The organism is Serratia sp. CY38905 (genome assembly GCF_052168875.1).
Taxonomy (GTDB): Bacteria; Pseudomonadota; Gammaproteobacteria; order Enterobacterales; family Enterobacteriaceae; genus Serratia; species Serratia sarumanii.
In genome coordinates this window covers 22428-31299 of sequence record NZ_JBJNLV010000020.1, presented here as the reverse complement: position 1 = coordinate 31299, position 8872 = coordinate 22428, and the positions used below count along the sequence as shown (strand labels likewise).

The 8872-nt window shown below is 53.5% G+C and carries 8 protein-coding genes; all 8 read left to right on the top strand.

What is annotated here, in order from left to right:
* On the top strand, positions 1-726 hold a 726-nt coding region (locus tag ACJ8MK_RS24355; RefSeq protein WP_306495015.1), incomplete at its 5' end, for an EF-Tu/IF-2/RF-3 family GTPase.
* A gap of 260 nt (positions 727-986) precedes the next feature.
* Complete coding sequence (gene secE, locus ACJ8MK_RS24350; RefSeq protein ID WP_004929916.1) at positions 987-1370, top strand: preprotein translocase subunit SecE; 384 nt, start codon at positions 987-989, stop codon at positions 1368-1370.
* Between the two features lies 1 nt (position 1371).
* Positions 1372-1917, top strand: coding sequence for a transcription termination/antitermination protein NusG (gene nusG / locus ACJ8MK_RS24345; RefSeq protein WP_004929914.1), 546 nt, complete (start codon positions 1372-1374; stop codon positions 1915-1917).
* 165 nt (positions 1918-2082) lie between these two features.
* Positions 2083-2511: a 50S ribosomal protein L11 gene (rplK, locus tag ACJ8MK_RS24340; RefSeq protein ID WP_015376316.1), complete on the top strand. Its 429-nt coding sequence runs from the start codon at positions 2083-2085 to the stop codon at positions 2509-2511.
* A gap of 3 nt (positions 2512-2514) precedes the next feature.
* Positions 2515-3219, top strand: a complete 705-nt coding sequence (gene rplA / locus ACJ8MK_RS24335; protein WP_033636720.1) for a 50S ribosomal protein L1 — start codon at positions 2515-2517, stop codon at positions 3217-3219.
* 338 nt (positions 3220-3557) lie between these two features.
* Positions 3558-4055, top strand: coding sequence for a 50S ribosomal protein L10 (rplJ, locus tag ACJ8MK_RS24330; RefSeq protein WP_004929905.1), 498 nt, complete (start codon positions 3558-3560; stop codon positions 4053-4055).
* A 63-nt stretch (positions 4056-4118) separates the two neighbouring features.
* Positions 4119-4484, top strand: a complete 366-nt coding sequence (gene rplL, locus ACJ8MK_RS24325; protein ID WP_004929903.1) for a 50S ribosomal protein L7/L12 — start codon at positions 4119-4121, stop codon at positions 4482-4484.
* Between the two features lie 332 nt (positions 4485-4816).
* Positions 4817-8845, top strand: a complete 4029-nt coding sequence (gene rpoB / locus ACJ8MK_RS24320; protein ID WP_033636721.1) for a DNA-directed RNA polymerase subunit beta — start codon at positions 4817-4819, stop codon at positions 8843-8845.
* Positions 8846-8872 lie beyond the last annotated feature (27 nt).

The following is an 8872-nucleotide window of genomic DNA, read 5'->3' as shown; positions in this document are numbered from 1 at the left end:
GTTCGCGAACTGCTGTCCGCTTACGACTTCCCAGGCGACGACCTGCCAGTAATCCGCGGTTCCGCGCTGAAAGCGCTGGAAGGCGAAGCTGAGTGGGAAGCGAAAATCATCGAACTGGCTGAAGCGCTGGACAGCTACATCCCAGAGCCAGAGCGTGCTATCGACAAGCCGTTCCTGCTGCCAATCGAAGACGTATTCTCCATCTCCGGTCGTGGTACCGTTGTTACCGGTCGTGTTGAGCGCGGTATCATCAAAGTTGGCGAAGAAGTTGAAATCGTTGGTATCAAAGACACCGTTAAGTCTACCTGTACTGGCGTTGAAATGTTCCGCAAACTGCTGGACGAAGGCCGTGCTGGTGAGAACGTAGGTGTTCTGCTGCGTGGTATCAAACGTGAAGAAATCGAACGTGGTCAGGTACTGGCGAAGCCAGGCTCTATCAAGCCACACACCCAGTTCGAATCTGAAGTGTACATCCTGAGCAAAGATGAAGGTGGTCGTCACACGCCATTCTTCAAAGGCTACCGTCCACAGTTCTACTTCCGTACAACTGACGTGACCGGTACCATCGAACTGCCAGAAGGCGTAGAGATGGTAATGCCAGGCGACAACGTGAACATGGTTGTAACCCTGATTCACCCAATCGCGATGGACGACGGTCTGCGTTTCGCAATCCGTGAAGGCGGCCGTACCGTTGGCGCAGGTGTTGTTGCTAAAGTTATCGCTTAATCGCTGATAAAGTTTGACGCGACACGCGGTAAAAGGGCATCATTTGATGCCCTTTTTCTACGCTGTGAACTAGAACCTATCTCATCAGCGATTTTGCAGTCATAATCATTGGTGAGATGGGCTCTTAAACCGTATTGACTGAAATACGTCATGGCGTAAAACACCGGGATAGCGCTGAAGCGGTATCCGATCGGTTTGGTTTGCCTCGCAATGCGAGGCAAAGTTGTTTGTTCTGAATCATCATTGTGACAGGTTGGTTTATGAGTGCGAATACCGAGGCTCAAGGGAGCGGACGCGGCCTGGAAGCGGCAAAGTGGCTGATCGTCGCCGTTCTGTTGGTTGTGGCTATTGTCGGTAACTATTACTACCGTGATTTAAGCCTGCCATTGCGCGCGCTGGCAGTTGTGCTGATCATCGCCGTTGCAGGTGCAGTGGCTCTGATGACCACCAAAGGCAAAGCCACCGTTGCGTTTGCCCGCGAAGCGCGTACCGAAGTACGTAAAGTGATTTGGCCAACTCGTCAGGAAACGCTACACACCACGTTGATCGTTGCCGCGGTAACCGCCGTGATGTCACTGATTCTGTGGGGGCTGGATGGTATTCTGGTCCGTCTGGTGTCGTTTATTACTGGCCTGAGGTTCTAAAATGTCTGAAGCTCCAAAAAAACGTTGGTACGTCGTTCAGGCGTTTTCCGGTTTTGAAGGTCGCGTAGCACAATCGCTGCGTGAACACATCAAACTGCACGATATGGAAGAGTTGTTCGGCGAAGTGATGGTGCCTACGGAAGAAGTGGTTGAAATCCGTGGCGGCCAACGTCGCAAGAGCGAGCGTAAATTCTTCCCTGGCTACGTGCTGGTGCAGATGGTGATGAATGACGCCAGCTGGCACCTGGTGCGCAGCGTACCGCGCGTCATGGGGTTCATCGGCGGTACGTCTGACCGTCCTGCGCCGATCAGCGATAAAGAAGTTGATGCGATCATGAACCGCCTGCAGCAGGTTGGTGACAAGCCGCGTCCGAAAACGCTGTTCGAACCGGGCGAGCTGGTGCGCGTCAACGACGGCCCGTTTGCCGATTTCAACGGCGTGGTCGAGGAAGTCGATTACGAGAAGAGCCGCCTGAAAGTTTCCGTTTCCATCTTTGGCCGTGCAACGCCGGTGGAACTGGACTTCAGCCAGGTTGAGAAAGGCTGATCGAATAATCAGCAACGAGTGGCCCGTAGCCGCTTGTCAAAGGCGCGAAATTGAACTACAATTTCGCGCCTTTTGTTTTTAGATGCCTTGCCTGATGCATGTTGGGCGGGGTGAAACACGGGGAGCCTCTTGCGAGGCGATACTACCCAAACCGAGGAAATTTAAATGGCTAAGAAAGTACAAGCCTACGTCAAGCTGCAAGTTGCAGCTGGTATGGCGAACCCGAGCCCACCAGTGGGTCCAGCTCTGGGTCAGCAGGGCGTTAACATCATGGAATTCTGTAAGGCATTCAACGCTAAGACTGACAGCGTTGAAAAAGGTCTGCCGATTCCGGTTGTTATCACCGTTTATTCTGATCGCTCCTTCACTTTCGTTACCAAAACCCCGCCAGCAGCAGTTCTGCTGAAAAAAGCGGCTGGTATCAAGTCTGGTTCCGGTAAGCCGAACAAAGACAAGGTAGGTAAAGTGACTCGTGCTCAGGTACGTGAAATCGCAGAAACCAAAGCTGCGGACATGACTGGTTCTGACGTTGAAGCGATGACTCGCTCCATCGAAGGTACCGCTCGTTCCATGGGCCTGGTAGTGGAGGATTAAGAGATGGCTAAGCTGACCAAGCGCATGCGCGTGATCCGTGACAAAGTTGATGCTACTAAACAGTATGACATCGCTGAAGCTGTTGCTCTGCTGAAAGAGCTGGCCACCGCTAAATTCGTAGAAAGCGTTGACGTTGCCGTTAACCTCGGCATCGACGCTCGTAAATCTGACCAAAACGTTCGTGGCGCTACCGTTCTGCCACACGGCACCGGTCGTTCCGTTCGCGTTGCCGTATTTGCCCAAGGCGCTAACGCTGAAGCAGCAAAAGCTGCCGGCGCAGAGCTGGTAGGTATGGACGATCTGGCTGACCAGATCAAGAAAGGCGAAATGAACTTCGACGTTGTTATTGCTTCCCCGGATGCAATGCGCGTTGTAGGTCAACTGGGCCAGATCCTGGGTCCACGCGGCCTGATGCCAAACCCGAAAGTGGGTACCGTTACTCCGAACGTTGCTGAAGCAGTGAAAAACGCTAAAGCAGGTCAGGTTCGCTACCGTAACGACAAAAACGGCATCATCCATACCACTATCGGTAAGGTTGATTTCGACGCAGACAAACTGAAAGAAAACCTGGAAGCCCTGCTGGTTGCGCTGAAAAAAGCAAAACCTTCTCAGGCGAAAGGCATGTACATCAAGAAAGTTAGCCTCTCCACCACCATGGGTGCTGGCGTTGCTATCGATCAGAGCGGTCTGTCTGCTGCAGCGAACTAATCGCATTTGCGATTATCGCTTTGACTTGGGGCCAAGATTTGTCTAGAATCTTATGCCCCAAGGTTTTGCTATTGGCTATGCCGTAGGCAAAACAAAGATTTTTCGGTTGGAGCCTGGCCTATCCAGGCCTCCGTCCAAGACCGCAGGTGTATCGCAAGATACTTAATCCTTCCTGCGTAGACGGTGACAGAGCCTAAGAAAATTTTTCTTTTTTATAAAAGAATGTCTTTGCTGGATTCTGCTCACCGTGTTAAGCCGCTCGGCGTGGCGTTTTACAAAGCGCCGAGTGAAGTGAGTTCCGGGGGATTTTCCCCGGCTAATCCAGGAGCAAAAAGCTAATGGCATTAAATCTTCAAGACAAACAAGCGATTGTTGCTGAAGTCAGCGAAGTAGCCAAAGGCGCGCTGTCTGCGGTTGTTGCGGATTCCCGCGGCGTTACCGTAGATAAAATGACTGAACTGCGTAAAGCAGGTCGTGAAGCTGGCGTTTACATGCGTGTTGTTCGCAACACCCTGATGCGTCGCGTAGTTGAAGGCACTCCATTCGAATGCCTGAAAGACACGTTTGTCGGTCCAACCTTGATTGCATTCTCTCACGAACACCCGGGCGCTGCTGCTCGTCTGTTCAAAGAGTTCGCGAAAGCGAATGCAAAATTCGAGGTTAAAGCTGCGGCCTTTGAAGGTGAGCTGATCCCAGCGGCGCAAATCGACCGCCTGGCGACGCTGCCAACTTACGAAGAAGCGATCGCACGCCTGATGGCAACCATGAAAGAAGCCGCTGCCGGCAAACTGGTTCGCACTCTGGCTGCAGTACGCGATCAGAAAGAAGCGGCGTAAGCCACTCTTTCTTAGCCTTTGCTAACGTATTTAAACTATTTCTGAATTTTAGGAACAATTGTTATGTCTATCACTAAAGACCAAATCCTGGAAGCAGTTGCCGCTATGTCCGTAATGGACGTTGTTGAACTGGTTTCCGCTATGGAAGAAAAATTCGGCGTTTCTGCTGCTGCTGCTGTAGCTGTAGCTGCTGGCCCGGCTGAAGCTGCTGAAGAGAAAACTGAATTCGACGTTATCCTGAAAGCTGCTGGCGCTAACAAAGTTGCTGTTATCAAAGCAGTACGTGGCGCTACCGGCCTGGGTCTGAAAGAAGCTAAAGACCTGGTTGAATCTGCTCCAGCCGCTCTGAAAGAAGGCGTGAGCAAAGATGACGCAGAAGCTCTGAAAAAATCTCTGGAAGAAGCTGGCGCTGAAGTTGAAGTTAAATAAGCCAACCTTTCCGGTTGCAGCCTAGTCTTTTAGGCTGATGGCTGGTGACTTTTTAGTCACCAGCCTTTTTGCGCTGTAGGGCGCCAGTAGCGTTTCACACTGTTTGGCTGCTGGTTTCGCCTCCCAATGTTTGTTTCTATTGACGACTTAATATACCGCGGTCTTTGCACTACCAGGAGTTCTGGGGGAAGACGCGATGAAATGGTTTAAGCGTGATAGCAAGAGACATTGCGGAAAGTGTTCCCGCTTTCCGGTCGACAAAACGGTGTTGCATGAACTGTCCCTAATCGGACGGACAGATTGGGTCACTGATCAGCGAGCTGAGGAACCCTATGGTTTACTCCTATACCGAGAAAAAACGTATTCGTAAGGATTTTGGTAAACGTCCACAAGTGCTGGACATACCATATCTCCTTTCTATCCAGCTTGACTCGTTCCAGAAGTTTATCGAGCAAGATCCAGAAGGGCAGTACGGCCTTGAAGCCGCATTCCGTTCTGTTTTCCCTATCCAGAGCTACAGTGGCAATTCGGAGCTGCAATACGTTAGCTACCGTCTTGGTGAGCCGGTCTTCGACGTCAAAGAGTGCCAGATCCGTGGTGTGACGTTCTCTGCACCGCTGCGCGTAAAACTGCGCCTGGTTATCTATGAGCGCGAAGCGCCTGAAGGTACGGTCAAAGACATCAAGGAACAAGAAGTCTACATGGGCGAAATTCCGCTCATGACCGAAAACGGCACCTTTGTGATCAACGGTACTGAGAGGGTTATCGTATCTCAGTTGCACCGTAGTCCTGGCGTATTCTTCGACAGCGATAAGGGTAAAACCCACTCCTCGGGTAAAGTGCTGTACAACGCACGCATCATCCCTTACCGCGGTTCATGGTTGGACTTCGAGTTCGATCCGAAGGACAACCTGTTCGTGCGTATTGACCGTCGCCGCAAACTGCCTGCGACCATCATTCTGCGCGCGCTGAACTACACCACTGAACAGATCCTCGACCTGTTCTTTGACAAGATCGTCTTCGAAATCCGTGACAACAAGCTGCAGATGGAGCTGGTGCCAGAGCGCCTGCGTGGTGAGACCGCTTCGTTCGACATCGAAGCCAACGGCAAGATCTACGTAGAGAAAGGCCGTCGCATCACCGCTCGTCATATCCGTCAGCTGGAAAAAGACGACATTCAGAGCATTGAAGTACCGGTAGAGTACATCGCGGGCAAAGTGGTCGCGAAAGACTATATCGATACCAATACCGGCGAACTGATCTGCGCAGCCAACATGGAGCTGTCGCTGGATCTGCTGGCCAAGCTGAGCCAGTCCGGCCACAAGCGCATCGAAACGCTGTTCACCAACGATCTGGATCACGGCGCGTATATCTCTGAAACGCTGCGCGTCGATCCGACCACCGATCGTCTGAGCTCGTTGGTAGAAATCTACCGCATGATGCGCCCTGGTGAGCCGCCAACGCGCGAAGCTGCCGAAAGCCTGTTCGAGAACCTGTTCTTCTCCGAAGACCGCTACGATCTGTCCGCGGTTGGTCGTATGAAGTTCAACCGTTCTCTGCTGCGCGACGAGATCGAAGGTTCGGGCATCCTGAGCAAAGACGACATCATCGAAGTGATGAAGAAGCTCATCGATATCCGTAACGGCAAGGGCGAAGTGGACGATATCGACCACTTGGGCAACCGTCGTATCCGTTCCGTCGGCGAGATGGCCGAGAACCAGTTCCGCGTAGGTCTGGTGCGTGTTGAGCGTGCGGTGAAAGAGCGTCTGTCTCTGGGCGATCTGGATACCCTGATGCCTCAGGACATGATCAACGCCAAGCCGATTTCGGCGGCGGTGAAAGAGTTCTTCGGCTCCAGCCAGCTGTCCCAGTTCATGGACCAGAACAACCCGCTGTCCGAGATCACGCACAAGCGCCGTATCTCCGCACTGGGCCCGGGCGGTCTGACCCGTGAGCGCGCCGGCTTTGAAGTTCGAGACGTACACCCGACCCACTACGGCCGCGTGTGCCCAATCGAAACGCCGGAAGGTCCAAACATCGGTCTGATCAACTCCCTGTCCGTGTACGCACAGACTAACGAGTATGGCTTCCTGGAAACCCCGTACCGCCGCGTGCGTGACGGCGTGGTGACCGATGAAATCAACTACCTGTCTGCTATTGAAGAAGGCAACTTCGTTATCGCCCAGGCGAACTCCAACCTGGATGAAGAAGGCCGCTTCGTAGAAGACCTGGTCACCTGCCGCAGCAAAGGCGAATCAAGCCTGTTCAGCCGCGACCAGGTTGACTACATGGACGTATCCACCCAGCAGGTTGTTTCCGTTGGTGCTTCACTGATTCCATTCCTGGAACACGATGACGCCAACCGTGCATTGATGGGTGCGAACATGCAACGTCAGGCCGTACCAACCCTGCGCGCTGACAAGCCGCTGGTTGGTACCGGTATGGAACGCGCCGTAGCGGTTGACTCCGGCGTAACCGCCGTTGCCAAACGCGGCGGTGTTATCCAGTACGTGGATGCTTCCCGTATCGTTATCAAAGTTAACGAAGACGAGATGTACCCGGGCGAAGCAGGTATCGATATTTACAACCTGACCAAGTACACCCGTTCTAACCAGAACACCTGCATCAACCAGATGCCGTGTGTGAATCTGGGTGAGCCAATCGAGCGCGGCGACGTGCTGGCGGATGGCCCATCGACAGACCTGGGCGAACTGGCACTGGGCCAGAACATGCGCGTAGCGTTCATGCCTTGGAACGGCTACAACTTCGAAGACTCCATCTTGGTCTCCGAGCGCGTGGTGCAGGAAGATCGCTTCACCACCATCCACATCCAGGAACTGGCGTGCGTGTCTCGCGACACCAAGCTGGGGCCTGAAGAGATCACCGCCGACATCCCTAACGTGGGTGAAGCTGCGCTCTCCAAGCTGGATGAATCCGGTATCGTGTATATCGGTGCTGAAGTGACCGGCGGTGACATTCTGGTCGGTAAGGTAACGCCTAAAGGCGAAACCCAGCTGACGCCGGAAGAGAAACTGCTGCGTGCGATCTTCGGTGAGAAAGCGTCTGACGTTAAAGACTCTTCTCTGCGTGTACCGAACGGCGTTTCCGGTACGGTTATCGACGTGCAGGTCTTCACCCGCGATGGCGTGGAAAAAGACAAGCGCGCGTTGGAAATCGAAGAGATGCAGCTGAAGCAGGCGAAGAAAGACCTGACTGAAGAACTGCAGATCCTGGAAGCCGGCCTGTTTGCGCGTATCCACGCGGTGCTGGTTGCCGGTGGCATCGAAGCCGACAAGCTGAGCAAGCTGCCGCGCGATCGCTGGCTGGAACTGGGCCTGACCGACGAAGAGAAGCAAAACCAGCTGGAGCAGCTGGCTGAGCAGTACGACGAACTGAAATCCGACTTCGAGAAGAAGCTGGAAGCCAAGCGTCGTAAGATCACTCAGGGCGACGATCTGGCGCCGGGCGTGCTGAAAATCGTCAAGGTTTATCTGGCCGTTAAACGTCAGATCCAACCAGGTGACAAGATGGCGGGCCGCCACGGTAACAAGGGTGTTATCTCCAAGATCAACCCGATCGAAGATATGCCTTACGATGAAAACGGCACGCCGGTAGACATCGTACTGAACCCGCTGGGCGTACCATCACGTATGAACATCGGTCAGATTCTGGAAACCCACCTGGGTATGGCTGCGAAAGGCATCGGTGAGAAGATCAACCAGATGCTGAAGCAGCAGCAGGAAGTGGCCAAGCTGCGTGAGTTCATCCAGAAGGCCTACGATTTGGGCGACGACGTTTGCCAGAAAGTTGACCTGAACACCTTCAGCGACGACGAAGTGCTGCGTCTGGCAGAGAACCTGAAAAAAGGTATGCCGATCGCAACGCCGGTGTTTGACGGTGCGAAAGAGACTGAAATCAAGCAACTGCTGGAAATGGGCGGTATCCCGACCTCCGGTCAGATCACGCTGTTCGATGGCCGTACCGGTGAGCAATTCGAGCGCCAGGTTACTGTCGGCTATATGTACATGCTGAAACTGAACCACTTGGTTGACGATAAAATGCACGCCCGTTCAACCGGTTCTTACAGCTTGGTGACTCAGCAACCTCTGGGTGGTAAAGCGCAGTTCGGTGGTCAACGCTTCGGTGAGATGGAAGTGTGGGCACTGGAAGCATACGGCGCGGCTTATACCCTGCAGGAAATGCTCACCGTTAAGTCGGATGACGTTAACGGCCGTACCAAGATGTACAAAAACATCGTGGATGGCGACCACCGGATGGAGCCAGGCATGCCGGAATCCTTCAACGTACTGTTGAAAGAAATCCGCTCGCTCGGCATCAACATCGAACTGGAAGACGAGTAATCGTCATGCCGGCTCAGGCTCCCCGCC

Excerpts from the sequence above, each read along its gene's own strand:
- secE (WP_004929916.1), top strand. The coding sequence starts at position 987 with ATGAGTGCGAATACCGAGGCTCAAGGGAGCGGACGCGGCCTGGAAGCG.
- nusG (WP_004929914.1), top strand. The coding sequence starts at position 1,372 with ATGTCTGAAGCTCCAAAAAAACGTTGGTACGTCGTTCAGGCGTTTTCC.
- rplK (WP_015376316.1), top strand. The coding sequence starts at position 2,083 with ATGGCTAAGAAAGTACAAGCCTACGTCAAGCTGCAAGTTGCAGCTGGT.
- rplA (WP_033636720.1), top strand. The coding sequence starts at position 2,515 with ATGGCTAAGCTGACCAAGCGCATGCGCGTGATCCGTGACAAAGTTGAT.
- rplJ (WP_004929905.1), top strand. The coding sequence starts at position 3,558 with ATGGCATTAAATCTTCAAGACAAACAAGCGATTGTTGCTGAAGTCAGC.
- rplL (WP_004929903.1), top strand. The coding sequence starts at position 4,119 with ATGTCTATCACTAAAGACCAAATCCTGGAAGCAGTTGCCGCTATGTCC.
- rpoB (WP_033636721.1), top strand. The coding sequence starts at position 4,817 with ATGGTTTACTCCTATACCGAGAAAAAACGTATTCGTAAGGATTTTGGT.